Here is a 26753-nt window from a genome sequence, read left to right on the forward strand (position 1 = left end):
CCTACGTAAGCGTCCACACCATGCAGTTTCCCAGACGAGCCGCCATGCTCTCGTCATCGCACCCAGCGTGCCTCGCCGCGTCCGCACCGATGCGCCGTCGCGCGGCGGGAGCCGATCAGTCTCGCAGTCGCTGGCTCACGACCTGGGTGACGCCGTCGCCCCGCATCGACACTCCGTACAACGCGTCGGCGATCTCCATCGTGCGCTTCTGGTGGGTGATCACGATGAGCTGGGAGCTCTGCCGCAGTTCCTCGAAAAGGGTCAGCAGCCGCTGGGTGTTGGTGTCGTCCAGGGCCGCCTCGACCTCGTCCATCACGTAGAACGGCGACGGACGCGCCTTGAAGATGGAGACGAGGAAGGCCACCGCCGTCAGCGACCGCTCTCCACCGGACAGCAGGGACAGCCGCTTGACCTTCTTACCGGGGGGCCGGGCCTCCACCTCCACCCCCGTGGTGAGCATGTCGCCCGGGTCGGTCAGCATCAGCCGCCCCTCGCCGCCGGGGAACACCCGCTGGAAGATCTGCGCGAACTCCCGCGCCACGTCCTCGTAGGCCGCGGCGAACACCTGCTCGACCCGCTCGTCGACCTCCTTCACGACGAGCAGGAGATCTTTGCGGGTCTTCTTGAGGTCCTCCAGCTGGGAGGTGAGGAACGCGTGCCGCTCCTCCAGCGCGGCGAACTCCTCCAGCGCGAGCGGGTTGACCTTGCCGAGCTGGGCCATCTGCCGCTCGGCCGTCCTGGCCCGCTTCTCCTGCTCCGCACGGACGTACGGCACCGGCGGCTCGCCCGGCACCGGGACCTCCGGTCCGTATTCGGCGAGCAGCGGTTCGACCTCGAGGCCGAACTCCTCCATCGCCCGCTGCTCCATCTGCTCGAGCCGCAGCCGCCGCTCCGTCCTGGCCATCTCGCTACCGTGCACCCGGTTGACCAGGGAGTCCAGCTCGGCGCCGAGCTCGCGCACGCGCAGCCGCACCGCCTTGAGCTCGGCGTCGATCTCCCCGCGCGCCCGCTCCGCCTCGTCGCGCTCCCCGGCCGCCGCGGCCAGGGAGTCCTCCAGGGCCAGCAGCGCGATCCGTGCGCCCTCGGCCACCGCGGCGGCGGTCCTGGCCTGCACCCGGCGGCGCGCCCGCTCGGCCGCCGCGTTGGCACGCTCCTCGCGCTCCCTCCGGGCGGCGCGCAGCAGCCCCTCAGCGCGGCCGGCGATGCCCCTGGCCCGTTCCTCGGCGGTGCGTACGGTGAGCCTGGCCTCCATCTCGGTTTGCCGGGCGACCCCGCAGGCCGCGGCCAGCTCGTCCCTGGCGTCGGTGGTCGGCTCGACCTCAAGCTCGGCCGCGTACTCGTCCTCGGCGAGCCGCTCCTCCAGCTCCACGACGCCCGCCCGAGCGGCCTCCCCCGCCTCCTCTGCGTCCTGTACGGCCCTGGCCAGCCGGGCGGCCTCGTCCCGCGCGGCCTTGACAGCGGCCTCCAGCCGGGCGAGATGCTTGGCCGCGTCCGCAGCCTTCCTGTCCGCATCCCGCTGCCTTCCGCGCAGGCCGTCGAGCACGGCCTGGGCGGCGTTCAGCCCGCTCTGGGCGCTGTTGACGCCGTTCTGGGCGGCGCTCATGCCGCTGCTCGCCTCGGCGACCCCGGCCTGTGCCGCCTCGACCGCCAGCCGGCACTCCTCCTCGGCCGCCGCCGCCTCGGCCAGCGCCTCCGCATGCCCATCGGCGGCCGCCCGCGCCGCGGCCAGCTCGGCCGCCGCCTCGTCAAGCGCGCGGCGCATCTGCAGCGCCGAGGTCTCACCGGCCGAGCCGCCGTGTGCCGCATGGGCGCCGAGCACGTCACCGGCCCGGGTGACCGCCCGCAGATCCGGCCTCAGATCCACGACCTTGCGCGCGGTGAGCAGGTCGGGGACGACGACCACGTCCGCCAGGAGGGCCTCGATCGACGGGCGGAGTCCCTCGGGCGCGCTCACCAGGTCGGCCGCCCAGTCGGCGCCCGCGACCGGTGCCTCCGCCGCCCGCCGCGCGCCTCCCTCCACATCGGCCGCGATGAGGAGGGCCGAGCGACCGCCGCCGCCGTCGCGGAGATGCTCGACCGCGGTCACCGCGGCCGTCAGCGAGGCCACCGCCACGCCGTCGACGGCGAGCACCGCGGCGAGTGCCGTCTCCGCCCCGGGCTCGACCGTCAGCAGGGCCGCGATCGGGCCGAGCACTCCGGGCAGACCGGCGCCCAGCAGTGTGGCCGGTCCGTCGGCCCCGCCGGCGAGGCTCATCTCCAGCGCCTCGCACCGCGCCTGCAGGGCGGCCACCGTACGCTGCGACGCCTGGTCGGCCACGCGTGCCGTGGCGACGGCCTCGCCCGCGGCGGCCAGCGCATCGCGGGGCGCGGCCAGCGCCGCGCGCGCCCCGTCCACCACCGCCTCCGCCTGCGCGGCCACGGCCCTGGCCTCCTCGACGGCGGCGCGGGCGAGGTCGACGTCCTTTTCTGCCGCGGCCAGCTCGGCGGCCAGCTCGGGATCGGCGGCCGGTTCGCTCAGCTCCTGCGCGTCGTGCTCCGCCTGCGCGCGCTCGGCGCGCTGCCGGGCCTCGTCGAGGGCCTTGGCGAGCCGCCCGACCTCCTCGGCAGCGGCACGGGCGCGGCTGCGGGCCGACTCGACCTGGCCCCGGAGCCGGGCGAGGGCCTCGCGCCGGTCGGCAGCGGCCCGCGCCGCCATGGCCAGCCGCCGCTCCTCGGCGGCCAGCGCGTCCTCCGCCTCTGCCCGGATCTCCACGGCGGCCGTCAGCCGCTCGCGCGCCTCCTCCAGCTCCTCCGACAGCGCCCGCTCCTGCTCGCGGACCTCGGCCGCCTCCCGCTCCAGGTCCTCGGGGTCGCGTCCCCGGCGCTCGATCGAGGCCGCGTCCGCCGCGTGCCGCTGCCGCTCTGCGGCGAGGCTCTCCACGCCGCGCAGCCGCTCCCGCAGGGCCGACAGCCGATAGAACGTCTCCTGCGCCGCCTTCAGCCGCGGCTGGGCCTCGTTCTCCGCGGCCTCCAGCTCGGCCTCCCGCCGCTGCGCCTCGGCCAGCTCGGTCTCGACGCGGGAGCGCCTGGCCTGTACGGCCGCCTCGTCGGCCTCCTCCCGCCGCAGCGTGTCGCGCAGGGTCACCACGTCGTCGGCGAGCAGGCGCAGGCGTGCGTCCCGCAGGTCGGCCTGGATCACCGCGGCCTTCCTGGCGATCTCCGCCTGGCGGCCCAGCGGCTTGAGCTGACGGCGCAGCTCGGCGACGAGGTCCTGGACGCGCGTCAGGTTCGCCTGCATCGCGTCGAGCTTGCGAAGCGCCTTCTCCTTGCGTTTGCGGTGCTTGAGTACGCCCGCCGCCTCCTCGATGAACGCCCTGCGATCCTCCGGACCGGCGTGCAGCACCTGGTCGAGCTGGCCCTGGCCGACGATGACGTGCATCTCGCGGCCGATGCCGGAGTCCGACAGCAGTTCCTGGATGTCGAGCAGACGGCAGGTGTCGCCGTTGATGGCGTACTCGCTCTGGCCCGACCGGAACATCAGCCGGCTGATCGTCACCTCGGTGTAGTCGATGGGGAGCGCGCCGTCGGTGTTGTCGATGGTCAGCGTGACCTCGGCCCGGCCGAGCGGCGGCCGGCTCGAGGTGCCGGCGAAGATGACGTCCTCCATCTTGCCGCCGCGCAGCGATTTGGCGCTGTGCTCGCCCATCACCCAGGCGAGGGCGTCGACGACGTTGGACTTGCCGGAGCCGTTGGGGCCGACCACACAGGTGATGCCGGGCTCGAACCGAAGGGTGGTCGCGGAGGCGAAGGATTTGAAGCCGCGCAGCGTCAGGGTCTTCAGATACAACCTGTGCCGCCCCCTCCCCACGCCACGGCGTTCTGGGGAAGACTACCGCCCCCTCCGCCGCCGAACATGGCATATGGCCTGGCGAGCCGGGCCCTCGTCCGGTCTCACGCGAACGGCCCGAACGGGAAATCGCGGCCATCCGGCGGGGCCCCGGAAGTCACACGGGCGGTTCCGTGCGGAAAAAGTATGGCGAAAGGGCGAAAGCGGAGACCGGAAATGGCAAGGGACGCCTTTGCGGGGCGTCCCTACAATCCGTGTTTTCCAATCCCTCGCCGGTTCTCAGGTGAGAACCGGCTCGCGATCCTGCAGCCGGGCCAGGGCTTCGTCACGAGCTTGCGCCGCCAGCGCGTCGTTCTGCGCCTGGAGCCGGGTGAGTTCTGCCTCCAGATCACGGACGCGCTGCTGGAGACGGCGCATTTCCGAGATCATCCGAGGGTCAGGACCGCCGACGTGGCCGAGTAGAGCCTTCGCCATAGTAAAGGGTCCTCCACGCTGAGTGACCAGACTGGTTCGCGCACTTCTATACCGCGGGAGGGGTGCGCGTGGTTCCTCTCAAGAGTCGCACCGGCAATGGAGTCGGTCAAGTTGAACGCTCCGCACAGACGGCCGGTGGACACTCTCGACAGGTAAATATACCTCATTTGGGGGGTTTGAGGGAAGGCCTACCTCTCTACAAACCCGGCCATACTTCCCTTAGCGTCGCTCCATCGCTCGACTACCCCCTCCACTTGGCCGGGCGTGTCTCCGCCACGTAACGCCTCAAGAAGCTTCTCGCACGATTCCCGGGGGCCCTCGGCCACGACCTCGACTCTCCCGTCGGCGAGGTTCGCGGCCCATCCGGACAGCCCGAACTCGAGCGCCCTGGCCCGGGTCCACCAGCGGAACCCGACCCCCTGCACCCGCCCCCGGACCCATGCGGTCAGCCGAATCATGGTTACCAGTATCCAAACCCGTCTCGCGCGCCGCACGCCGGGGTCCACCCGAGCGCCGCCGGAGCCGGCCCCGGGGACCACGACTTCCTCCCGGCGCACTCCCCCGTCCCATGGAAATCCCGAGTCTGTGAGAAATGCCTCACGGGCGAACCGCCATCGCTACGGACGGGCGTTCCTGGGTCGAGGCTGACATTTCGGACAGCTGTAGGACGACCTGTTCATGAACGCCTCCCGCCTGATCGGCGCCCCGCAGCGGGGGCAGGGCCGATCCTGCCTGCCGTACACGGCGAGTGACCGGTCGAAGTAGCCGCTCTCACCGTTGACGTTGACGTACAGGCTGTCGAACGACGTGCCGCCCTGCGCCAGCGCCTCGGTCATCACCGCGCGGACCGCCGACAGCAGCTCGACGATCTTGGGACGGGTCAGCGTCTCGGTGGGCCTGGCCCAATGCAGACGGGCCCGCCACAGGGCCTCGTCCGCGTAGATGTTGCCCACCCCGCTGATCAACGACTGGTCCAGCAGCGCCCGCTTCAGTCCGGTACGGCGCAGCCGTAACCTGGCCGCGAACTCCTCGTCGTCGAACGCGCCCTCCAGCGGGTCGGCCGCGATGTGCGCGATCGGCTCGGGCACCGGACGCGGCAGCCGCACGGCCATGGGCGCGACCAGAAGATGGCCGAAGGTGCGCTGGTCGACGAAGCGCAGCTCAGGACCGCCGTCCGTGAACGACAGCCGCACCCGCAGGTGCTTCTCCATCGGCGCGAGGGGATCCACGATCAGGAGCTGTCCACTCATGCCCAGATGGGCGAGGAGCGCCTCCTCCGCGCCGCCGGGCCGTCCGCCGCCGTCCCCCGGCGGGTCGTCGTGCAGCGGCAGCCACAGGTACTTGCCGCGGCGCTCGGCGGAGACGACCGTCCGGCCCTTGAGCCGGTCGGGCAGGCTGCCGTCGTTCCTTCGGACGGCACGCGGGTGCAGGACCTCGGCCGACGCGACGGTCCGGCCGATCGCCCAGCGTTCCAGTCCCCGCCGGACGACCTCGACCTCGGGCAGTTCTGGCATCCGTCAGCCCTGCCCGATCTCCGCGGCCTCCTTGGCCTCGCGCACCGCGCGGATGGCGGTCCAGGCGGCCTCGGCGGCCTGCTGCTCGGCCTCCTTCTTGCTGCGCCCGGCGCCCTTGCCGTACTCCCTGCCGCCGACGCGGACCGTGGCCACGAACGACTTGGCGTGGTCGGGGCCGCTCTCGTCCACGTGGTACTCGGGCACCCCGAGCGCCTCGGCGGCGGTCAACTCCTGCAGGGACGTCTTCCAGTCGAGCCCGGCGCCGAGCGAGGCCGACCGCTTGATGAGCGCGTCGAAGAGCAGGTGGACCACCCGGAACGCCTCGTCCAGGCCCTTGTCGACGTAGACCGTTCCGATCAGCGCCTCCAGCGTGTCGGCCAGGATCGACGACTTGTCGCGCCCGCCCGTGCCCTCCTCGCCCCGGCCGAGCCGCAGATACTTGCCCAGGTCGAGCGTCCTCGCGACGTCGGCCAGCGCCCGCATGTTGACGACCGCGGCGCGGAGCTTGGCGAGCTGCCCCTCGGGCAGGTCGGGATGGTTGCGGAACAGCGTGTCCGTGACGACCAGGCCCAGGACCGAGTCGCCCAGGAACTCCAGGCGCTCGTTCGTGGGCAGCCCGCCGTTCTCGTACGCGTACGAGCGGTGCGTCAGCGCCCGCTCGAGGATGTCCGTGCTGAGCCGGACGTCGAGTACCTGCTCCAGCTCGTCTCTGGCGACCTCCACGGCCACCGGCTTACCGCCCGATGCTGCGCCCACCGGTCTCACTCCCTACTCGTCCCCGGGCCCAGTCGAGCACGGCGGGCAGATGGATCGTCGGGAGAGCCCGAAGGCGTGGTGGACGCCGGGCCACCGGTTCACCGATCAGTCGGCTCACGGGGCCGCGGCGTCCACCACGGCCGCGGGCACGTTCCGAAATTCCCCTCCGTCCGGCCACCGACCGCGTGCGCGTGCGTGAAAGCCCTACTGCAGTTCTACAAAACTCTGAAAGCAAGGTAGCGCCGACCGGGTCGTTCGACGACCCGGTCGGCGCCCCCTGTACGCCTGTTCTCGCTGTACGCCTGACTGCCCCACACCGACGGCCGATCAGGCCGACGGCTCGACCACCTGGCGGCGGTTGTAGGTGCCACAGGTCGGGCACGCCGTGTGCGGGAGCCTGGGCGAGTGACACTGCGGGCAGTTCACGAGCGCGACGGCGGCAGCCTTCCACTGAGACCTGCGGTGGCGGGTGTTGCTCCGCGACATCTTCCGCTTGGGGACGGCCACGTCAACCCTCCTGATCGTCTTCGTTGTCCAGTTCCAAACCCTGCAGCGTCGCCCAGCGTGAGTCGATCTTCTCGTGCCTGTGGTCCGGGCCGGCCTCGGCCAGCCTGATCCCGCACTCCACGCAGAGCCCGGGGCAGTCGTCCTCACACACCGGGCTCAGCGGCAGCGCGAGCACCACCGCGTCACGGAATACCGGCTCGAGATCGAGCAACTCGCCGTCGAGGAACAGATCGTCCTCGCCGCCCGCGCCTCCACCGGGAAACACGGCCTCCGCCGAGTAGAAGTAGAGCTCCTGGAAGTCGACCTCGGTCCGCGAGGCCAACGGTTCCAGGCAGCGTGAGCATTCTCCGCTGAGCGGAGCCCGCGCCGTGCCCGTGACGAGCACGCCCTCCATCACCGCCTCGAGCCGGATGTCCAGCTCGACGTCGGCGTCCTTGGGAACGCCGATCATTCCGACCGCGAGGTCCGCCGGTGCCGGGAGCGTCAGGTTGAGCCTGCGCATCGACCCCGGCCGGCGACCCAGGTCATGGGTTGAGAGCACCCAAGGGGCCCGGGGATCGAGGCTGTGCGCAGTCATCCTGTTCTCACGTTAGGCATGGCGAATCACCGCCGTCGTGCAAGGCTGAGAAGCAAGAATACCAGCCCCGGCCCTCTCGCCCGCACGGTTCAACCCCTGAGCCGTTCGACGAGCAGCTCGCGCACGAGGTCGGGGACCAGCCCGGACACGTCCCCGCCGTACCGCGCGATCTCCTTCAGCCGGCTCGACGACAGGAAGGAATACTCGGGGTTGGTGGACATGAACAGCGTCTCGACGCCGGACATCCGATAGTTGAGCTGGGCCATCTGCAACTCGTAGTCGAAGTCGCTGACCGCGCGCAGGCCCTTCACGATGGTCGGGATCTCCTGCCGGCGGCAGAAGTCGACCAGGAGGCCGTGGAACTTCTCCACCCGGACGTTTCCGTACTCCTCGGTCACCGCTTCCAGCATCCGGATGCGTTCCCCGACGTCGAACAGTCCCTGCTTCTCGACGTTGACCCCGACGGCGACGACGACCTCGTCGTACAACCGCGACGTACGGCCGATGATGTCAAGATGTCCGTTGGTTACGGGGTCGAACGACCCCGGGCAGACGACGCGACGCAAGGCGCACCCCCACTTTCACGGGCTTCTGTCTGCTGCGCGACCGTACCAAACGGCCGCTTCTCCGTATCGCCGGACCCGGCCTTCCTCGAATCCCTTCGGCCACACCAGGTCCTTACCCCTGGACTCCCGTTCCACCGCGACGAGTGCGCCGTCCGCCAGCCAGCCGTTGTCCCGCAGCGCCTCCAGCACCCTGGCGACCACATCGTCGGCGACGGAGTAGGGCGGGTCCGCGAAGACGAAGTCGTACGGATCCTCACACGGCCTGCTCACCACTCGCTCGGCCTTCTCCTGCCGGAGCACCGCGCCCGGCAGGCCGAGCGCCGCGATGTTCTCCCTGATCGTGCGTACGGCTCTCGCATCCGACTCCACGAGCAGCGCGTGCGCCGCTCCCCTGCTGAGGCCTTCCAGGCCCACGGCGCCCGATCCCGCGTACAGGTCGAGGACCCTGGCCCCGTCGAGCGGGCCGAGCACCGAGCCGACCGTGGCGAACAGCGCCTCCCTCGTCCGATCGCTCGTCGGCCGCGTCCCCCTCCCCGGGGGCACGGCGAGCCTGCGGCCTCCTGCGATCCCTGCGATCACCCGCGTCATTCGTTCATTGTGCCGCGATCCGGTGCGGAACGCGCCGCAGGTCAAGAGTGGGCAAGCGATGGCGAGGAATACGTAAGAGAGGTATCGCCCGGCCGCCCCCGTCCGCATGATGAGTTCTGCGGCCTTCAACGTGACCCAGGGGAAGGTCGGCCGGCGTGAACGTGAGCCCTTCCGCACGCCGGCGCCCCCGGCACCTGACCCGGGGGTGGGCCCGGCCGGGGACGGCATTCGGGGGGAGGCCGTCCCAAGGTCGGGCCCTGGGTCATTTCACCCCATTCTGTTCACACCGTTCTGTGCAAGTGTCCGCTCACTTCGTTCTGTGCACGGTGTCCGCTCGCGCCGTCCGCTCGCGCCCGCGTCATTCGAACCCCGCCCTTTCGAGCCCCGCCCTTGCAAGCCTCGCCTTTCGAGTCTCGTCCTTTCGGCGCCGACGGCCGTCGCGGCTCGTCACGCCCGAGGGTCAGGTCTTCTCGAGGAACTCCGCCTGCTCGCCCGCCACGAGCGCGTCGAGTTCGGCGCGCAGCGCGGGCCAGGCGGCCAGCTCGGGATCGGCGCCCAGCACCGCGACGGCCTCGGACCGCGCCGACTCGATGACGTCCTCGTCCTCGAGGAGCCGCAGCATCTTCAGCGACGATCTGCGGCCGGACTGCGCCACCCCGAGGACGTCGCCCTCCCGCCGCTGCTCCAGGTCCACCCGGGACAGCTCGAAGCCGTCCAGGGTCGCCGCCACGGCGTCGAGCCGCCGACGCGCCTGGGTGCCCTCCGGCGCCTCGGTCACCAGCAGGCACAGTCCGGGCAGCCCGCCCCGGCCCACCCGGCCGCGGAGCTGGTGGAGCTGGCTGACACCGAACCGGTCGGCATCCATGATCACCATGGCGGACGCGTTCGGCACGTCGACGCCGACCTCGATGACCGTGGTGGCGACCAGTACGTCCACCTCTCCCCGGGCGAAACCTCCCATCACCGCGTCCTTGTCCTCCGGCGCGAGCTTGCCGTGCAGCACCCCGACCCGCAGCCCACGCAGCGGACCCTCGGTGAGGCCCTCCGCGACATCGAGCACGGCCAACGGCGGCCGGCGCTCCCCCTCGGCCCCGTCGGTACGGTCGTCCTTCGCGATGTCGCCCTCGTCGCCCTCCTGATCGCCGATCCTGGGGCAGACCACGTACGCCTGCCGGCCCAGGCCGACCTCCTCCCGCACCCGCTCCCAGGCCCGGTCGAGGAAGTGCGGCTTCTCCGCCGCCGGGACGACGTGCGTCGTGATCGGGGCACGGCCCGCCGGGAGTTGCGCCAGCGTGGAGACCTCCAGGTCGCCGAACACGGTCATCGCGACCGTGCGCGGGATCGGGGTGGCGGTCATCACCAGGATGTGGGGCCTGCCGCCCCCGCCCTTCTCCCGCAGCGCGTCACGCTGCTCGACCCCGAACCTGTGCTGCTCGTCCACGACAACCAGGCCGAGATCGGCGAACTGGACGTGCTCCTGCAGCAGGGCGTGGGTGCCGATCACTATCCCGGCCGCTCCGGAGGCCACGTCGAGCAGTGCGGCCCTGCGCGCGGCCGCGCCCATCGACCCGGTGAGCAGGGCAACGCCCGTCCCGCCGAACATGCCGCCGGTGCCGAGGTCGCCGAGCATCTTCCTGACCGACCGGTGGTGCTGCTGGGCCAGCACCTCGGTCGGGGCGAGCAGCACGGCCTGTCCGCCGGAGTCGGCCACCTGAAGCATGGCGCGCAGCGCCACCACGGTCTTACCCGCGCCGACCTCGCCCTGCAGCAGCCGGTGCATGGGATGGTCCTCGGCCAGATCGGCGGCGATCTCCTCGCCGACCTGTCGCTGCCCCTCGGTGAGCTGGAAGGGCAGCCCCCGGTCGAACTCGCTCAGCAGCCCGTCGTCCCGCCGGGGACGGGGCCGGGCCGGAGAGGCGGAGGCGGCCATCCGCCGGCGCACCAGCGCGGCCTGGAGCAGGAACGCCTCGTCGAACTTCAGCCGCCGTCTCGCACTGTCGATCTCCTCCGGGTCCCGCGGCCGGTGGATCCGGCGCAGCGCCGTCTCGAGGCCGGGCAGGCCGTGCCGGTGCCGCACCTCGTCCGGGATCGGGTCGTCGAGGCTGAGCACGTCGAGCACGGTGCGCACGGCCCGGGCGATCTTCCAACTGGCCAGGCCCTGGGCCGAGGGATAGATCGGCACCGGCACGTTCGCGAACTCCTCGGCCGTCGCCTCCGTCTCGTCGAACGACTCGTACTCGGGATGGGTCAGCGACACGCGTCTGGTCCGCGGCGTGCGGAAGACGTTGACCTTGCCGGAGAACATCGCCTCCGTGCCCGGCCTCAGCCGCTGCTCCGCCGCGTGCGACCCCTTGCCGAAGAAGGCGAGGTGCAGCTTGTCCTTGCCGTCGCTCACCTCGACGTCCAGCCAGGTGCCCTGCCGGTTCTTCATGGGACGGCGCATCGCCGCCGACACCCGGCCGACGACGGTCACGTGGTCGTCGTGCTCCAGCGAGGCGATCGGCGTCAGCTCGCCGCGCCGTGCGTAGCGCCTGGGGTAGTGTCGCAGCAGCTCGCCGACCGTGGAGATGCCCAACGCGGCCTCCAGCGGGGAGGCCGTACGGCCCAGCGGTCGCTTGAGCGGCTCATCGAACCTCGTCACGGCACCCATTACTACCCGGACTCGCCGACATTCCGGCGCACCCGCACCGCTTTTCCACACCGGCGCACGCCGTTGCGCTCCGATGCGCTAACGTGGGCAGGTACGAGATTTCCGGGTCGGCCGGGGTCGCCGTTTGGCGTGGACCTCCCGGCATCGGATATTCTTGTTCGGCCAGCCGGTTGTTCCCGGCATTGCTCGGACGAGCCGTTGCAGCGGCGCCGGGCCGATCGACTGAATCGAAGGAGCGATTACCGTGGCCTCCGTCTGCGACGTCTGCGCCAAGAAGCCGCTTTTCGGCAACAACATCTCGCACTCGCATCGGCGCACCCGTCGCCGCTGGAACCCCAACATCCAGACCGTGCGTGCGATGGTCAACGGCACGCCGAAGCGTATGAACGTGTGCACTTCCTGCATCAAGGCGGGCAAGGTCTCCCGCTGAGGAGATCCGCATATCGTCCGAGCCCGTCACCGGTCCGGTGACGGGCTCTCGCGTCTTCCGGCCGTCGACGACCACCGGCGCCCGGCGCCGGACGCCGACGGCTATCGCCAGCGCCAGGAGTGGTCGACGGGGCCGATGCCGTCGCCCAGGGGGAAGCCTCCGGCGATGGCGCCGGTGATGTAGTCCTTGGCCTGCCGTACCGCACCGGGCACGTCCTCGCCCAGGGCGAGGTAGGACGCGATCGCGGAGGCGAGCGTGCAGCCCGTCCCGTGGGTGTGCCGGTTGTCGAGGCGCTCGGCCGTGAAGCGATGCTCCGCGGTGCCGTCGGTGAGCAGGTCGACCGGCTCTCCGGGGAGGTGACCGCCCTTGATGAGCGCCCACTTCGGTCCCAGTGCCAGCACCGCGTCCGCCGCCCGCCGCAGGTCGTCCTCACCTTCGACCTTCACCCCGGTGAGCTGCTCGACCTCCCACAGGTTGGGGGTGACGACGGTCGCGAGCGGCAGCAGGCGGGCCTTGACCGTTTCCACCGCCTCCGGTGCGAGCAGGCTGTCGCCGTGCTTGGAGACCCCGACAGGGTCGACCACCACGGGGACGGACACGCCGGAGAGCACCTCGGCGACGGTCTCCACCAGCACCGTGGACGCCAGCATGCCCGTCTTGATCGCCTGCGCCCCGATGTCGCCGAGCACGGAGTCGAGCTGGGCCCGTACGGCCTCCGGCGGAAGTTCCCAGTAGCCCTGGACGCCCAGTGAGTTCTGCGCGGTCACCGCGGCGATCACACTCATGCCGTGAACGCCCAGAGCCAGCATCGTCTTGAGGTCGGCCTGGATTCCGGCGCCCCCGCCGGAATCAGAACCCGCGATCGTCAGTACAAGCGGAGGGGTCGTCATACCCTCATCCTCCCAAAAGGCGTCGATCAGCGGCGGAAGTGGTCCCAGCCGCCGGTCGTTCCGTCCGTTGCGGTGGTACGGCCGGTGACCTGGACGCCTTCGCCCTCGGCGACGTCGCCGACGAGCGTCCACCCGGGCGGGAGCCGCACGTCCGGAGGGAACGTCGCGGCGAGGGCGTGATCGTCGCCGCCGGTCAGCACCCAGTCGAGCGGATCCGTTCCGTCGCCGAGCAGTCCGGCGGCCTCGGCGAAGACCTCGGGGAGCGGCAGCGCGGCGGGATCCAGCCGGATGCCCACCCCGCTGGCGGCGGCGACGTGGCCGAGATCCTGCAGCAGCCCGTCACTCACGTCGAGCATGGCGGTCGCCCCGAGCCGGGCCGCCTCAGGGCCCCGGGCGTACGGCGGCTGCGGACGCCGGTGCGCGTCGATCAGCGTCGCCAGGCCCGGCGACGCCCCCTCGCCACCCGGCAGCGTGCCGGGCGTGAACCCGGCCAGCAGCAGGGCCAGCCCGGCCGCGGCGTAGCCGAGCCGGCCGGTGACGGCGACGACATCGCCCGGGCGGGCGCCGGACCTGGTCACCGGAGGCCGGCCGCCGAGGTCTCCCAGCGCGGTCACCCCGATCATGACGATCTCCGACCGGGCGATGTCGCCGCCGGCCACACCGGTTCCGGCCAGGGCGCACTCGTCGCGGAAGCCGTCGGTGAGCGCGTCGAGCCACTCGATCGCGGTGTCGGCCGGCAGCCCCAGGCCGACGACGAGCGACGTCGGCTCGGCGCCCATGGCGGCGATGTCCGCGAGGTTCTGGGCCGCGGCCTTGCGGCCGATGTCGTAGCCGCTCGACCAATCACGGCGGAAATGTCTTCCCTCAATCAGAACGTCGGTGGTGACCACGACCCGGCCGTCGGGCGCGCTCAGGACGGCGGCGTCGTCGCCGGGTCCGAGCAGCACGGCAGGACTTTGCGATAAACGACCCGATATTCGGCTAATTACTCCGAATTCACCGAGTTCTCCGACTGTGATGACACACCCCCTGTGTATTCGAGGTACGGTTACGCTCCGGCACTGATCTCTATCCGGGAGGACGCATGGTCCAGGCCTATATCCTTATCCAGACCGAGGTCGGCAAGGCGGCCGAGGTCGCCGGGGAGATCTCCTCGATCCCCGGCGTGACCAAGGCCGAGGACGTCACCGGCCCGTACGACGTGATAGTCCGTGCCGAGGCCAACAACGTGGACGAGCTGGGCAAGCTCGTGGTGGCCCAGATCCAGGGTGTCGACGGAATCACCCGTACGCTAACCTGTCCGATCGTTCACATCTGACGAAGAAGCCGGGCAGTCGATCCGGCCCGATCGGGTGGCTATGCGAAAACCGGCCTTTCTCCCAGGGGCAGCAGCCGTCATGGCCGTGACGTCGGCCGTTCTGGCGGCGTGCTCCACCACCGTCCAAGTCGAACCTCCGACGCCGACCGGCGCGGCCGCCGAGGCCTGCGGCGGGCTCGGCGCGATTCTTCCCCACAGCCTGGACGGCGCCGACCGCACGCCCTTCGAGCCCGCCTCGCCGTACGTCGCGGTCTGGGGAGACGGGGAGATCGCGCTGCGCTGCGGCGTGCCCCGGCCCGGCTCGATGACGCCGACCGCCGAGGTCCTCGACGTCAACGGCGTCGGCTGGTTCCGTGATCCCCAGCGGCCGGCGCTGTTCACCGCCGTCAATCGAGTGGCGTACGTCGAGGTGACCATCTCCAGCAAGCATGCTCCGGGCGAGATCCTCGTCGATCTCGCCGACCCGATCAAAAAGACCATCCCGGAATAGCCCGCCGCCGCTTGGAGCGGAACCGGCCGGAGTGCTTTCCGAGGGACGGCGGCCGGGTTCGTCGTCACCGCGCTAACGCAGGCCGACCGGGCGGTTCAGCGCGAGCTGGATCATCCGGTCGACCAGTTCCGGGTACGGCAGGCCGCTCGCGGCCCACAGCTTCGGAGCGACCGACTGGGCCGTGAAGCCGGGCATGGTGTTGATCTCGTTGACGATGACCTCGCCCGATGGCGTGTAGAAGAAGTCGACCCTGGCCAGCCCCTCGCAGCCGAGGGCCTCGAAGGCGCGCACCGCCATGCCCCGCATCGTCTCGGCCACCTCACCCGGGATGTCGGCTGGCACGTCGAGCCGCATCCCGTCGGGGAAGTACTTCGCCTCGAAGTCGTAGAACTCGTGATCCTCGCGGACGTGCACCTCGCCCGGCGTGCTCGCCTCGGCCCCGGCGTCCCCCAGCGACTCCAGCACAGCGCACTCGATCTCCCGGCCGGCGATCGCGGCCTCGACGAGCACCTTCGGGTCGTGTTCGCGGGCGAGCTCGACCGCGGTCTCCAAGGAGGCGGTGTCGTGCGCCTTGGAGATGCCCTGCGAAGAACCGGCGCGGGCGGGCTTCACGAAGACCGGCCAGCCGAGCTCCTCGACCTCCTTGAGCATCCGCGCCCGATCCGTGCGCCAGTCACGGTCGCCGATCACGACGTACGGCCCGACCGGCAACCCCGCGGCCCGCAGGACCAGCTTCATGTACGCCTTGTCCATGCCGACCGCACTGGCCAGCACACCCGATCCGACGTACCGGACCCCGGCCATCTCCAGCAGGCCCTGGATCGTGCCGTCCTCGCCGAACGGGCCGTGCAGGACGGGGAACACCACGTCCACTTCGCCGAGCGGGCGCGGGATCTCGCCGGGCTCCAGGGCGATGAGCGAGGCGGACTCCGTCGGCAGCGCGAGAGCCGTTCCCGACTCGTCCACGGAGGGCAGGCGATCGCCCTCGATCGCGTACGCCTGGCTGCCGGGGACCAGCACCCACCGCCCGTCCTGGGCTATCCCGATGGGGACGACGTCATACCTCGACCGGTCGATCACCTCGAGCACGCTGCCCGCCCCCATGAGGGAGACGGCATGCTCGGAGTTGCGGCCGCCGAAGACGACTGCCACGCGCACGCGTGGCCCGGGCCGGCGATCCTCGTTCGTGGTGTCCGAGTTCATGGTGTCCGAATCTACCGCCTCTTGCCGGGCAAAACGGCTCGTCAGCCGTGGGCCCGGACAAGCGTACAACCAAGCTACGACCAGGCGTCACAGACCGTAGCGCTCGGGCTTGGGCGCCCGGGACATCAGCAGCGCGGCCGCCTCGGGAGGCGTCATGCCGCCGTGGACGACGCCGACCACCACCTCGGTGATGGGCATCTCCACGTTGTGCTTGCGCGCCAGGTCGAGCACCGATTCGCAGGACTTGACCCCCTCGGCGGTCTGCCTGGTCGCCGCGACGGTCTCGGCGAGGGTCATCCCGCGTCCCAGGTTCTCCCCGAAGGTGCGGTTGCGGGACAGCGGAGACGTACAGGTCGCGACGAGGTCGCCCATCCCGGCGAGGCCGGCGAACGTGTGCTGGTCCGCCCCGAGCGCGGCGCCCAGGCGGGCGATCTCGGCGAGCCCGCGGGTCATCAGCATGGACCGGGCGTTGTCCCCCAGGCCCATGCCGGCCGCGACGCCCACGGCCAGCGCGATGACGTTCTTCACCGCGCCGCCGAGCTCGACCCCGATGACGTCCGGATTGGTGTAGGTGCGAAACCACGGCAGGTGGCAGGCCTCCTGGAGCCGGTCGGCCACCCCGGCGTCGGAGCAGGCGACGACGGTGGCGGCGGGCTGGCGCCGGGCCAGCTCACCGACCAGGTTCGGCCCGGACACGACCGCGACCCGCCGCTCCGGCACCTCGGCCACCTCGCGGATGACCTCGCTCATCCGCTTGCAGGTGCCGAGTTCGACGCCCTTCATGAGGCTCACCAGCACGGCATCGCCGGGGATGGCGTGCTTCCACTCCACGAGGTTGGCCCGGAGCGTCTGCGCCGGGACCGCGAGCACGACGTAGCCGGCGCCGTCCATCGCCTCGGCCGGGTCGGTGGTGGCGCGCAGCGTATCGGGGAGCCGAAGACCCGGCAGGTAGTCCGGGTTCTCGCGTCTGTCGTTGATCGCGTCCACGACCGCGCCCCGCCGACCCCACAGGGTCGTACGGGTGCCGGCCTCGGCGAGGATCACCGCGAACATGGTGCCCCACGAGCCGGTTCCGAACACGACCGCCTTGCTCACTGGCCGCCCCGCCCCTCCTTGTCGCACCGGGTACGCTCCCGGTCGTCCCCACCGTACGCCCTGTCAGGCGCTCTCACCGTTCTTGGGATCGTACGGAACGTCGGGGGCCTTCTCGTCGCGGATCTCCGCCAGCAGGCCGGTGATGGCCGCCATGATGTCGGCCGTCGCCGCCCGGAGGATCGAGGCCCGCATGGGCTGACCGGCGTACTGGGACAGGTCCACCGGCGGCCCGGCGATCACCTGGAACTTCTTGCGCGGGAACAGCCGCGGCTTCTTCGCGCCGTACGGCAGGATCTCCTGAGCCCCCCAATGGGCGATCGGGATCACCGGCACCCCGGTGGCGAGGGCCAGGCGGGCGACGCCGGTCTTGCCGGCCATCGGCCACATGTCGGGATCCCGGGTGATCGTGCCCTCCGGATAGAACAGAATGCACGCCCCCGCGCGCAGCCGCTCCTCGGCGATCTTCAGCGATTGCGCGGCCTCGGTGCTGCCGCGGTGCACGGGGATCGCCTGGAGCTGGGTGACCGCGTGGCCGAGGAAGCGCACCTTGAAGATCCCCGCCTTGGCCAGGATCGTCGGCCACCGCCCGGTGTTGTAGAGGTAGTGGGAGATCAGCACCGGATCTGACCAGGACAGATGGTTGGCCGCGATGATCAGTCCGCCCTCGCGGGGCACATGCTCGCCGCCGCGCCACCTCCGTTTCACGAACAGCCGGGACAACGGTTTGACGACGACGACCGCGAGGGCCTCCCAGAAACGGGGCGGGCGTCCGACACGGCTGCGGCTGGGGTGGGTCACTGGTTCTCCAAGTCGGCGGGATCGGGCACAAGTCTCCCGGTTGGCCATCGGAAATGTCGAGGCGGGATGCTTGACGGCATGCGGTGCGCGCGATGGACCATTGTGGTGCCGGTCAAGACCCTGATCCGGGCGAAGACACGCCTGGCAGCGGCGGCCGGGCCGCACCGGACCGACCTGGCCGTCGCGGTCGCGTCCGACACGGTGTCCGCTGCGCTGCGCTGCCCGCTCGTGGCGCGCGTGGTGGTGGTGACGGCGGACCCTGTGCCGGCGCTGCGCCTCGCGCGGCTGGGCGCCCACGTGGTGAGCGATCCGGACCTGGGCCTCAACACCGCGCTGCGCCACGGCGCCGCCGAGGCCGTACGGCTCGCGCCCGCTGACCCGGTCGGGGCGTTGCAGGCCGACCTGCCGGCGCTGCGGCCCGGCGAGCTGGAGACCGTGCTCACCGCGGCGGCGGAGTTCGAGCGGTCGTTCGTCCCCGATGCGGCGGAGGTGGGCACGACCTTCTACGGCGTACGGCCCGGCGTGCCGTTCCGGCCCGGTTTCGGCGGCGAGTCGAGGGCGCGGCACCTGGCCGGCGGGGCCAAGGAACTGACCATCGACGGCATCTCCTCGGTCCGCCGGGACGTCGACACGGTGACGGACCTGCGCGAGGCGCTCGCCCTGGGCGTCGGCCCCGCCACCGCGGCGGTCGCCGCGCGCCTCGCACTCGGCGAGACGCCGTACGGACCGCGCGATCCGGGCCACGGTTCGTCGGCCGAGCCGGCGGACGGGCGCGGGTAGGCTGATCGCGTGCAGGCCACGGTCAAGACGTTCGATGCCGCTACGCGCTCGGGCTCGGTGTTCCTCGACGACGGGACGGAGATCCCGTTCGAAGCGGACGCGTTCGACGCGGGACCGCTGCGGCATCTGCGCTCGGGCCAGCGGGTCAACATCGTCGTGACCGGTGAGCGCGTCACGTACGTCACCCTCTCGACGTTCCCGACGCCCTGATCGGCGGCGAGACGACGAGTGGCGCCCGAATGATCATCCGGGCGCCACCGCGGGGTTCCGCTCACCGTTCCGGCCGGTTTTTACAACTTCTTCTGTGCCGAGGCCTTGCCGCCGGCGTTGACCTGCTCCTTGAACTCGGCGCCTGGACGGAACCTGGGTGCCCAGCTCTCCTCGACCTTGATGGGGTCGCCCGTCGAAGGGTTGCGAGCCGTACGAGCGGGCTTGTGCACCATCTCAAAGGCGCCGAATCCGGTGATCGAGACCTTGTCACCGCTGGCGACGGCGCGCTGGATCGCATCGAGAACGGCATTGACCGCCTCGGTCGCCGTCTTCTTGTCACCGACGCGATCGGTGATCGCCTCGACGAGTTCCTTCTTGTTCATTTGGTTCCCTCCCCCTTACGCGCTTGAAGTTAAGGGACGAGGTCTCGGGACTCAATCACCGGGCGGCATGTTTCGCCTGCTCGGCGTGTCGGATGTGCCGTCCAGATAGGCGATGAAGGCATCCAGCCGGCGGGCCGCATGGGCTATGTCCCGTTTTGCCACGTCAGAGACCGCGAGCAGCCGACGAGTCAGGCGGGCCCGCTCCTCCTGTGGTAAGGCTAACGCCCTGACGCGGCGATGCGCATCACGCAGTCGCCGCGCCAGTCGGTCTTCCAGGGTCTGAGGCTCGCTCAGACGGTCGTCGGCAGCCATGGCTGCCGTCCATTCTCGTACACCTCGATGTCGGCCGCGTGACGCAGGGTCAGGCCGATGTCGTCCAGGCCCTCCATGAGCCGCCAGCGGGTGTAGTCGTCGATCTCGAAGGAGACCGCGAGGTCGCCGCAGCGCACCTGGCGTTCGACCAGGTCGACGGTCACCTCGGTGGCCGGGTCCGCCTCGGCCGCCGACTGCAGGCGCTCGACGACGTCCTCGGGCAGCACGACCGGCAGGAGGCCCATCTTGGTGGAGTTGTTCCGGAAGATGTCGCCGAACCGCGAGGAGATCACGGCGCGGAAGCCGTACTGCTGGAGCGCCCAGACGGCGTGCTCACGGGACGATCCGGTGCCGAAGTCCGGGCCGGAGACGAGGATCGTGGCCCCCGCGTACACGGGGTCGTTCAGGACGAAGGACGGGTCCTCGCGCCAGGCGGAGAACAGGCCCTTCTCGAAACCGGTGCGGCTGACCTGCTTGAGCCAGACGGCCGGGATGATCTGGTCGGTGTCGACGTTGCTGCGGCGCAGCGGCACGGCCCGGCCGGTGTGCGTGGTGAAGGCTTCCATCAGTGGTCTTCCCTGTCGGATTTCGGAGTCTCAGCGGGTCTCGGCGGGTCTCAGAGGTCGGCGGGCGCGGTGAGCCGGCCGGTGACCGCGGTCGCGGCGGCGACGGCCGGCGAGACGAGGTGCGTGCGGCCGCCCTTGCCCTGACGGCCCTCGAAGTTGCGGTTGGAGGTCGAGGCGCTGCGCTCGCCCGGCTTGAGCGTGTCGGGGTTCATGCCCAGGCACATCGAGCAGCCCGCCTCACGCCACTCGGCGCCGGCCTCCTTGAACACCTCGTGCAGGCCCTCCTCCTCCGCGGCCTTCTTGACCTGCATCGAACCGGGCACGATCAGCGTGCGGGTGACGACCCGGCGGCCACGCAGGATCTCGGCGGCGGACCGCAGGTCCTCCAGCCGGCCGTTGGTGCAGGAGCCGACGAAGACCGTGTCGACCTCGATCTCGCGCAGGCGGGTGCCCGCCGTGAGACCCATGTACTCCAGTGCGCGCTCGGCCGCCGCCCGCTCGACCGGGTCGGCGAAGTCCTCCGGAGACGGGACGGCCGAGCCGAGCGGCGCACCCTGCCCCGGGTTGGTGCCCCAGGTGACGAACGGCGTCAGCGTCGAGGCGTCGATCTCGACGACCTTGTCGAACACGGCGTCGTCGTCGGTGCGCAGGGTCTTCCAGTATTCGACGGCCTGGTCCCAGGCGGCTCCGGTGGGCGCGTGCGGCCGGCCGCGGAGGTATTCGAAGGTGGTCTCGTCCGGGGCGATCATGCCCGCCCGGGCGCCGGCCTCGATCGACATGTTGCAGACCGTCATGCGGCCCTCCATGGAGAGCCCGCGGATGGCCTCGCCGCGGTACTCCACGATGTGACCCTGGCCGCCGCCCGTACCGATCTTGGCGATGATGGCGAGGATGAGGTCCTTGGCCGTGACGCCGACCGGCAGCTCCCCCGTGACCTCGATGGCCATCATCTTCGGCCGGTAGGCGGGCAGCGTCTGGGTGGCCAGCACGTGCTCGACCTCGGAGGTGCCGATGCCGAACGCGATGCCGCCGAACGCGCCGTGCGTCGAGGTGTGGGAGTCGCCGCAGACGATCGTCATGCCGGGCTGGGTGAGGCCGAACTGCGGGCCGATGATGTGGACCACGCCCTGGCCGGCGTCGCCCATCGGGTGCAGCCGGATGCCGAACTCCGCCGCGTTCTTCCGGAGGGTCTCGACCTGGGTGCGCGAGACCGGATCGGAGATCGGCCCGAGCACGGTCGGCACGTTGTGGTCCTCGGTGGCGATCGTCAGGTCGGGACGGCGCACCGGCCTGCCGGTGAGCCGCAGGCCGTCGAACGCCTGCGGGCTGGTCACCTCGTGGACGAGGTGGAGGTCGATGTAGAGCAGGTCGGGTTCGCCCTCGGCACGTCGTACGACGTGCTGCTCCCAGACTTTCTCGGCCAGTGTGCGACCCATGGTGAAACGCCTCCTCGCGTTCGGCCCCCGGACTACGGTGTCTCGAATATCGAGACAGAGATATCGGGATATGGACACTTTATATGCTAAAATCCCCTATTGCGTTTGCATCTCGGATACCGAGACGGCAGTATCGGGGTATGGACAACTCTAGCGGGGTCGGAGTACTCGACAAGGCCGTTCTCGTACTCAACGCCCTGGAGGCGGGCCCCGCTTCCCTGGCGCAGCTCGTCCAGGCGACCGGTCTGGCCAGGCCCACCGCCCATCGGCTGGCCGTCGCGCTCGAGCACCACCGCATCGTCTCCCGCGACACCCAGGGGCGTTTCGTCCTCGGGCCGCGGTTGTCCGAGCTGTCCACCGCCGCCGGCGAGGATCGGCTGCTCGCCGTGGCCGGTCCCGTGCTCACCCAGCTCCGCGACCTCACCGGCGAAAGCGCCCAGCTTTACCGGCGGCAGGGGGACGAGCGTGTCTGCGTCGCCGCCGCCGAGCGCGCCAGCGGCCTGCGCGACACCGTGCCCGTCGGCTCGGCGCTCCCGATGACCGCGGGATCGGCGGCACAGATCCTGCTCGCGTGGGAGGACCCGGACCGGCTGCACCGCGGCCTGCGCGGCGCCAAGTTCACCGCCACGACGCTGTCCAGCGTACGCAGGAGGGGCTGGGCGCACAGCGTCGGCGAGCGCGAGCAGGGCGTCGCCAGCGTGTCGGCCCCGATCCGCGGCTCCGGCGGCAAGGTCATCGCGGCCATCTCCGTCTCCGGTCCGATCGAGCGGCTCACCCGCACTCCCGGGCGGATGCACGCCGGTCCCGTCGTCGCGGCGGCCGAGCGGATCACCGAGGCGATGCGGCGGGCGAACTGATTAGAGACCTGCTCCGGATGCCTCTAGTCTGGCGGGGTGACCGATCGCATCGAGGCAGCCGCCGCTGAACTGCGTCCTCTGCTCCAAGAATTCATTCTCTGGGTGCCGGACAACGCACCGGGCAGCGATCCCGAGCTCGTGGGACCCGCCGCACTATGGCATCGCCTGGCCGTCCGTGACGAGGCGGGGCTGTGGAAGCGCGGTGACCTGCGAACCGTGCTGCTCGAACACTTCCCCAAGGCCGTGGAAGACCCCGAGGCGGCCATCGACGCTCTGATGCCGGCGATGCGGTCCTACCTGACGTTCCTGTCGTCGACGGGACGGCTGTCGCCGAGCGCGGCCTCCCTGGACGTCCTGCTCTCCGAGCTCGACGAGCTCGAAGACGACTTCGTCGACGCGATGGAGGACGTCATGGACGCAGGTACCTGGGACGACGACGAGGACGACGACGAGTTCGAGGAGGTCGGCGAGAGCCTCGGCGACTTCGAGCCGTTCGCCGAGCGGATCGCGGCGCTGCCCACCATCCGCCTGCGCTCCGACGCCGAGCTGGCCGAGGCCGCCCGCGGAGTCCCGCTGATCGCCCAGGCTCGCGACCTGGCGCTGTGGGTCGGTACGGGCCGCAAGGTCGGCACCGAGACGCTCCTGTCGGACGACGAGGTGAGCGAAGCCGTACAGACGCTGGGCCTTCCCGACGCGCAGTACCTGTGGAACATCTGGAACCTCGCCATCGACCTGGAGTTCCTCACCCCGGACGGCGGTGACACGGTCAGCGTCGACCCCGACACCTCCGGCTGGCCGTTCGATGACGACGATGACGTCCTCGACGTCTGGGCGACCGGCCTGCACTCGATCGACTACGGCGACCCCGAGCTCGACGACGACGATCTGACGCTGGCGCTGTCCGGACTGACCCGCGCACTGCTGATCCAGCTGCTGCTCAACCAGGGCTCGCGTACCCTCGCCGACCTGCGGGAAGAACTGGCCCAGGCCGTGTCGGAGTACGACGATCTCGGCCTGGACGCGTGGGCGGCCGCCGGCGATCCGCTCGCCTCCGTCGTGGCATGGCTGAGCGGGTACGGCATGGTCGCCGTCGATGACGGGGTGATCTCGCTGACCCCGCTCGGCACCGACGGCGTGGTGCACCTGCTCGACGACGAGGACGTCGAGGTGAGCGCCCGGCCCGCGATCGACGCGATGTCGGCGCTCGACCTGCTGTCGCTCAGCGCCGACATGACCGAGGAGGAGGCGGACGCGGAGTTCGCCTCCTGGCTCGCGCTGCGCACACCCGCCCAGGCGGCATCCGAGCTGCTCGCGGCCGCCGCCGACGACGAGTCGGACGCGCTCGTCCGCGTCCAGGCTGCCAGCCTGGTCGGCTCGCTCGGCGAGGCGGCGGTGCCCGCCTGGCACGAGGCGGCCAAGGAGCCGTCGCTGCGGCCGTACGCCGCGACCCACCTGACCCAGATGGGGATCGAGGGAGCGCCGGAGCCGACCCCGGCGGACACCGACTGGCTGATCCTCGACATGTGGACGATCTCCGCAGGGCTCGGCCGGGCCGAGTTCCTGAGCAGCCTGCACGAGATCGGCCCGGCGCAGACGCTCGTCGCGATACTCGACGGCATCTGGAAGATCCGGCATCCGCATCTGGAGGAGTTGCTGGAGGCCATCTCCGACGCGCATCCGGACAAGCAGGTGAGCAAGGCCGCCAAACGCGCCCTGTTCAAGGCCCGATCAGGGAACTGAGCGCTCTCCGGGCGCCCCCGGTGGGCGCCCGCCTCATGGCCTTCCTCTGTGCGTACCGCCCGCCGGACGACGTGGGCGGGCGCACGGAACGATGTGGGCGGGCGGACGCGCCCGGTTTCCTGAGACACGGGGTTTCCGGAGAAGCGAAGGCAGGCATGAGAAAACCCCCGGCGACAGAAGAACCGGGGGTTTACTTACGTGGTAGCCCCGACCGGATTCGAACCGGCGCTACCGCCTTGAGAGGGCGGCGTCCTAGGCCACTAGACGACGGAGCCTTCACCATGGAGCCTATACGACGCACAGGCTCACAGTGGTAGTCCCGAGCGGATTCGAACCGCCGTTACCGCCTTGAGAGGGCGGCGTCCTAGGCCACTAGACGACGGGACCGTTCACTGTGTGTCGCATCGCTGCGATTTTCCAACCGAATCCCTTGGGGGGATCCAGCTGGGGTACCAGGACTCGAACCTAGACTAACGGAGCCAGAATCCGTCGGGCTGCCAATTACCCCATACCCCATCCGCTCACCGGGCTCACCGCCCCGCTTGCGACTCCGAAAGGATAGCCCAGCTTGGGACCCACTACCAAAACGATTGCGGCGTGCCGCACGACATCGTCGTAGGCGATGGTTGTGCGAGGCTGAACGAGTACGGCGCCGGCCGTTCCCTGGACCGCCGGCGCGCAGTCGGGACACCGGGGAGCCGCCGCGACCTCCTCCCCACGACCCACGCTCAAGGAGATTCGATGAAGCCGGCCGACAACCCCTTCCTCAGCCCCAGTGACCTGCCCTATGGGCTGCCGCCCTTCCGCGAGATCAAGGAAGAGCACTACGGGCCGGCGTTCGAACGGGGCATGGCCGAGCACCTCGCCGAGGTCACGGCGATCGCGGACGATCCCGAGCCGCCGACGTTCGAGAACACCATCGAGGCCCTGGAGAGATCGGGCCGGCTGCTCGACCGGGTCAGCACCGTCTTCTTCAACCAGGCGTCCGCCGACGCCACTCCCGGCATCCAGAAGATCCAGCAGGACGTCACCCCCAAGCTGGCCAAGCACGCGGACGCCGTACATCTCAACGCGAAGCTGTTCGCCCGCATCCGCGCCGTGGAGGCGGACGGCGAGGAGGAGCGGTGGCTGCTCGACCGCTACCTCACCGACTTCACCCGGGCCGGAGCCCTGCTGGAGGAGGCCGACCAGGAGCGGCTCAGGCGGCTCAACGAGCGGCTGTCGGAGCTGGCGACGACCTTCCAGCAGAATCTCCTCGCGGACACCAACAGCCGGGCCGTGGTGGTCGACGACGCGGCCGAGCTGGACGGCCTGACGGAGGACGCGATCCGGGGGCTCGCCGAGACCGCCGCCGAGCGCGGCCTCGACGGCAGGCATGTGATCTCGCTGGTGCTGCCGACCGGGCAGCCGTCGCTCGCCTCGCTGACCGACCGGTCGCTACGCGAACGCGTACATGCCGCCTCCGTCGGGCGCGGCGGCACGGTCAACACCGAGCTGATCAGGGAGATGGCGCTGCTGCGCCGGGAGCGGGCGCGCCTGCTCGGCTATGCCGATCACGCCGAGTACGTCCTGGCGGACCAGACGGCGGGCACCACCGGTGCCGTCACCGAGATGCTGGCCAAGCTCGTCCCGCCCGCCGTGGCGAACGCCCGCAGGGAGCAGGCGGAGCTGGAGGAGCTCGCCGGCCATGCCGTACAGCCGTGGGACTGGGCCTTCTACGCGGAGAAGGCGCGCAGGGCGCGCTACGACATCGACGGCGCCCGCCTGCGGCCGTACTTCGAGCTGAACACCGTCCTGGAGCACGGCGTCTTCTACGCGGCCACACGCCTTTACGGGATCACGTTCAGCGAGCGGAGGTACCTGCCCGGCTATCACCCGGACGTGCGCGTCTTCGAGGTGTTCGACGCGGACGGCGGCCCGCTGGGCCTGTTCCTCGGCGACTTCCACGCCAGGGCCGCCAAGCGGGGCGGCGCGTGGATGAACAGCCTGGTCAGGCAGTCGGCGCTGGAGGGCACCCGGCCGGTCGTCGTGAACAACCTCAACATCGTCAAGGGCGAGCCGACGCTGATGACGTTCGACGAGGTCAACACGATGTTCCACGAGTTCGGGCACGCCCTGCACGCGTTGTTCTCTGACGTGCGCTTCCCGCGCTTCTCGGGTACGGCGGTGCCGCGCGACTTCGTCGAGTATCCGTCCCAGGTGAACGAGATGTGGGCGACCCACCCCGAGATCCTGGCCAACTACGCGAAGCACTACGAGACGGGCGAGCCGATGCCGCGGGATCTCGTCGACCGGCTGCTGGAGTCGCAGAAGTTCGGCCAGGGATTCGCCACGGTCGAATACCTGGCCGCCACGCTGCTCGACTGGGCGTGGCACACCGCCTACTCGGGGGAGGACCCCGAGGAGTTCGAGGCCCGGGCGCTGGCCGAGGCCGGCGTCGCCCTGCCGGCCGTTCCGCCGCGCTACCGCAGCACGTACTTCGCCCACATCTGGGCGGGCGGCTACAGCGCGGGCTACTACTCCTACATCTGGAGTGAGGTCCTCGACGCCGACACCGTCGAGTGGTTCAACGAGAACGGCGGGCTGCTGCGGGAGAACGGCGACCGGTTCCGCCGCGAGCTGCTGTCCAAGGGCGGCGGCGTCGACTCCATGGCGGCCTTCCGCGCGTTCCGTGGCCGGGACCCCGAGATCACCCCGCTGCTGGCCCGCCGCGGCCTGCTGTGACCCACCGGGCCGTCCGCCATGGCCGCGGGGTGGCGCTCACCGCCGCGGCCATGGCCGGCCACA

The 26753-nt window shown here is 70.8% G+C and carries 27 protein-coding genes and 3 tRNA genes; 8 read left to right on the forward strand and 22 right to left on the reverse strand.

Annotated elements, in window-relative coordinates; genetic code table 11:
* Nucleotides 1-115 precede the first annotated feature (115 nt).
* The 10 genes from smc to recG form a co-directional block, all read right to left on the reverse strand.
* Entirely contained in the window at nucleotides 116-3826 is a 3711-nt protein-coding gene (gene smc, locus ACQP1K_RS22300; protein WP_433497643.1) for a chromosome segregation protein SMC, read from the reverse strand.
* A gap of 279 nt (nucleotides 3827-4105) precedes the next feature.
* Complete coding sequence (locus ACQP1K_RS22305) at nucleotides 4106-4300, reverse strand: hypothetical protein (protein ID WP_083501994.1); 195 nt, start codon at nucleotides 4298-4300, stop codon at nucleotides 4106-4108.
* Nucleotides 4301-4488: 188 nt separating this feature from the next.
* Nucleotides 4489-4758 (reverse strand): acylphosphatase, encoded by a 270-nt coding sequence (locus ACQP1K_RS22310; protein WP_433497644.1) that lies wholly within the window; start codon nucleotides 4756-4758, stop codon nucleotides 4489-4491.
* 159 nt (nucleotides 4759-4917) lie between these two features.
* Entirely contained in the window at nucleotides 4918-5814 is an 897-nt protein-coding gene (gene mutM / locus ACQP1K_RS22315; protein WP_433497645.1) for a bifunctional DNA-formamidopyrimidine glycosylase/DNA-(apurinic or apyrimidinic site) lyase, read from the reverse strand.
* 3 nt (nucleotides 5815-5817) lie between these two features.
* Nucleotides 5818-6537, reverse strand: coding sequence for a ribonuclease III (gene rnc / locus ACQP1K_RS22320; protein ID WP_433501616.1), 720 nt, complete (start codon nucleotides 6535-6537; stop codon nucleotides 5818-5820).
* A gap of 360 nt (nucleotides 6538-6897) precedes the next feature.
* Entirely contained in the window at nucleotides 6898-7077 is a 180-nt protein-coding gene (gene rpmF / locus ACQP1K_RS22325) for a 50S ribosomal protein L32 (RefSeq protein ID WP_433497646.1), read from the reverse strand.
* 1 nt (nucleotide 7078) lies between these two features.
* Complete coding sequence (locus ACQP1K_RS22330) at nucleotides 7079-7654, reverse strand: YceD family protein (RefSeq protein WP_433497647.1); 576 nt, start codon at nucleotides 7652-7654, stop codon at nucleotides 7079-7081.
* Between the two features lie 89 nt (nucleotides 7655-7743).
* Nucleotides 7744-8220, reverse strand: a complete 477-nt coding sequence (coaD, locus tag ACQP1K_RS22335; protein ID WP_433497648.1) for a pantetheine-phosphate adenylyltransferase — start codon at nucleotides 8218-8220, stop codon at nucleotides 7744-7746.
* 15 nt (nucleotides 8221-8235) lie between these two features.
* Nucleotides 8236-8808, reverse strand: a complete 573-nt coding sequence (rsmD, locus tag ACQP1K_RS22340; RefSeq protein WP_433497649.1) for a 16S rRNA (guanine(966)-N(2))-methyltransferase RsmD — start codon at nucleotides 8806-8808, stop codon at nucleotides 8236-8238.
* A gap of 460 nt (nucleotides 8809-9268) precedes the next feature.
* Entirely contained in the window at nucleotides 9269-11449 is a 2181-nt protein-coding gene (gene recG / locus ACQP1K_RS22345) for an ATP-dependent DNA helicase RecG (protein WP_433497650.1), read from the reverse strand.
* Between the two features lie 253 nt (nucleotides 11450-11702).
* On the opposite strand from recG, the gene rpmB reads away from it, so the two are divergent.
* Entirely contained in the window at nucleotides 11703-11888 is a 186-nt protein-coding gene (gene rpmB / locus ACQP1K_RS22350) for a 50S ribosomal protein L28 (protein ID WP_433497651.1), read from the forward strand.
* 101 nt (nucleotides 11889-11989) lie between these two features.
* On the opposite strand, the gene thiD is transcribed toward rpmB, so the two are convergent.
* Together thiD and ACQP1K_RS22360 are read right to left on the reverse strand one after the other, a co-directional pair.
* Complete coding sequence (gene thiD / locus ACQP1K_RS22355) at nucleotides 11990-12778, reverse strand: bifunctional hydroxymethylpyrimidine kinase/phosphomethylpyrimidine kinase (RefSeq protein ID WP_433497652.1); 789 nt, start codon at nucleotides 12776-12778, stop codon at nucleotides 11990-11992.
* A 26-nt stretch (nucleotides 12779-12804) separates the two neighbouring features.
* Nucleotides 12805-13815 carry a thiamine-phosphate kinase gene (locus tag ACQP1K_RS22360; RefSeq protein ID WP_433501617.1) on the reverse strand — a complete coding sequence of 337 codons (1011 nt, stop codon included), beginning with the start codon at nucleotides 13813-13815 and terminating at the stop codon, nucleotides 12805-12807.
* Between the two features lie 47 nt (nucleotides 13816-13862).
* Here ACQP1K_RS22360 and ACQP1K_RS22365 point away from each other — a divergent pair, with 47 nt between their 5' ends.
* Complete coding sequence (locus ACQP1K_RS22365) at nucleotides 13863-14096, forward strand: Lrp/AsnC family transcriptional regulator (RefSeq protein ID WP_433497653.1); 234 nt, start codon at nucleotides 13863-13865, stop codon at nucleotides 14094-14096.
* Between the two features lie 79 nt (nucleotides 14097-14175).
* On the forward strand, nucleotides 14176-14586 hold the full coding sequence (locus ACQP1K_RS22370; RefSeq protein WP_433497654.1) for a DUF3515 domain-containing protein: 411 nt from the start codon (nucleotides 14176-14178) through the stop codon (nucleotides 14584-14586).
* Nucleotides 14587-14658: 72 nt separating this feature from the next.
* Here ACQP1K_RS22370 and ACQP1K_RS22375 read toward each other — a convergent pair whose 3' ends face one another.
* The 3 genes from ACQP1K_RS22375 to ACQP1K_RS22385 all read right to left on the reverse strand — a co-directional run bounded on the left by ACQP1K_RS22375 (nucleotide 14659) and on the right by ACQP1K_RS22385 (nucleotide 17682).
* Complete coding sequence (locus tag ACQP1K_RS22375) at nucleotides 14659-15789, reverse strand: D-alanine--D-alanine ligase family protein (protein WP_433497655.1); 1131 nt, start codon at nucleotides 15787-15789, stop codon at nucleotides 14659-14661.
* 87 nt (nucleotides 15790-15876) lie between these two features.
* On the reverse strand, nucleotides 15877-16884 hold the full coding sequence (locus ACQP1K_RS22380) for an NAD(P)H-dependent glycerol-3-phosphate dehydrogenase (protein ID WP_433497656.1): 1008 nt from the start codon (nucleotides 16882-16884) through the stop codon (nucleotides 15877-15879).
* Nucleotides 16885-16947: 63 nt separating this feature from the next.
* Nucleotides 16948-17682 carry a lysophospholipid acyltransferase family protein gene (locus ACQP1K_RS22385; RefSeq protein ID WP_433497657.1) on the reverse strand — a complete coding sequence of 245 codons (735 nt, stop codon included), beginning with the start codon at nucleotides 17680-17682 and terminating at the stop codon, nucleotides 16948-16950.
* Between the two features lie 78 nt (nucleotides 17683-17760).
* Between ACQP1K_RS22385 and cofC the strand changes: the two genes are divergently transcribed.
* The gene (gene cofC, locus ACQP1K_RS22390) at nucleotides 17761-18462 is read left to right on the forward strand and encodes a 2-phospho-L-lactate guanylyltransferase (RefSeq protein WP_433497658.1); all 702 of its coding nucleotides are present in this window, start codon (nucleotides 17761-17763) and stop codon (nucleotides 18460-18462) included.
* A gap of 9 nt (nucleotides 18463-18471) precedes the next feature.
* Entirely contained in the window at nucleotides 18472-18672 is a 201-nt protein-coding gene (locus ACQP1K_RS22395; RefSeq protein WP_433497659.1) for a hypothetical protein, read from the forward strand.
* Nucleotides 18673-18752: 80 nt separating this feature from the next.
* On the opposite strand, the gene ACQP1K_RS22400 is transcribed toward ACQP1K_RS22395, so the two are convergent.
* Genes ACQP1K_RS22400 through leuC form a run of 4 tightly spaced genes read right to left on the reverse strand, consistent with a single transcriptional unit; the run spans nucleotide 18753 to nucleotide 21369 of the window.
* Nucleotides 18753-19055 carry an HU family DNA-binding protein gene (locus ACQP1K_RS22400; protein WP_433497660.1) on the reverse strand — a complete coding sequence of 101 codons (303 nt, stop codon included), beginning with the start codon at nucleotides 19053-19055 and terminating at the stop codon, nucleotides 18753-18755.
* Nucleotides 19056-19106: 51 nt separating this feature from the next.
* Nucleotides 19107-19367, reverse strand: coding sequence for a hypothetical protein (locus ACQP1K_RS22405; RefSeq protein WP_433497661.1), 261 nt, complete (start codon nucleotides 19365-19367; stop codon nucleotides 19107-19109).
* The gene (gene leuD, locus ACQP1K_RS22410) at nucleotides 19346-19933 is read right to left on the reverse strand and encodes a 3-isopropylmalate dehydratase small subunit (protein ID WP_433497662.1); all 588 of its coding nucleotides are present in this window, start codon (nucleotides 19931-19933) and stop codon (nucleotides 19346-19348) included. Before leuD ends, ACQP1K_RS22405 begins: the two co-directional genes overlap by 22 nt.
* Before the next feature lie 50 nt (nucleotides 19934-19983).
* Nucleotides 19984-21369 (reverse strand): 3-isopropylmalate dehydratase large subunit, encoded by a 1386-nt coding sequence (gene leuC / locus ACQP1K_RS22415; protein WP_433497663.1) that lies wholly within the window; start codon nucleotides 21367-21369, stop codon nucleotides 19984-19986.
* Between the two features lie 140 nt (nucleotides 21370-21509).
* Here leuC and ACQP1K_RS22420 point away from each other — a divergent pair, with 140 nt between their 5' ends.
* Nucleotides 21510-22226, forward strand: a complete 717-nt coding sequence (locus ACQP1K_RS22420; protein ID WP_433497664.1) for an IclR family transcriptional regulator — start codon at nucleotides 21510-21512, stop codon at nucleotides 22224-22226.
* A 36-nt stretch (nucleotides 22227-22262) separates the two neighbouring features.
* Nucleotides 22263-23966 carry a hypothetical protein gene (locus ACQP1K_RS22425; RefSeq protein ID WP_433497665.1) on the forward strand — a complete coding sequence of 568 codons (1704 nt, stop codon included), beginning with the start codon at nucleotides 22263-22265 and terminating at the stop codon, nucleotides 23964-23966.
* Between the two features lie 199 nt (nucleotides 23967-24165).
* On the opposite strand, the gene ACQP1K_RS22430 is transcribed toward ACQP1K_RS22425, so the two are convergent.
* From ACQP1K_RS22430 to ACQP1K_RS22440, 3 genes are all read right to left on the reverse strand, one after another.
* Nucleotides 24166-24241, reverse strand: a tRNA-Glu gene (locus tag ACQP1K_RS22430).
* Nucleotides 24242-24277: 36 nt separating this feature from the next.
* Nucleotides 24278-24353, reverse strand: a tRNA-Glu gene (locus ACQP1K_RS22435).
* 57 nt (nucleotides 24354-24410) lie between these two features.
* Nucleotides 24411-24482 (reverse strand) — tRNA-Gln (locus tag ACQP1K_RS22440).
* A gap of 225 nt (nucleotides 24483-24707) precedes the next feature.
* On the opposite strand from ACQP1K_RS22440, the gene ACQP1K_RS22445 reads away from it, so the two are divergent.
* Nucleotides 24708-26690, forward strand: coding sequence for a M3 family metallopeptidase (locus ACQP1K_RS22445; RefSeq protein WP_433497666.1), 1983 nt, complete (start codon nucleotides 24708-24710; stop codon nucleotides 26688-26690).
* Nucleotides 26691-26753: the final 63 nt, after the last annotated feature.

Source organism: Sphaerimonospora sp. CA-214678, from assembly GCF_050942215.1.
In the GTDB taxonomy this organism is placed as follows: Bacteria; Actinomycetota; Actinomycetes; order Streptosporangiales; family Streptosporangiaceae; genus Sphaerimonospora.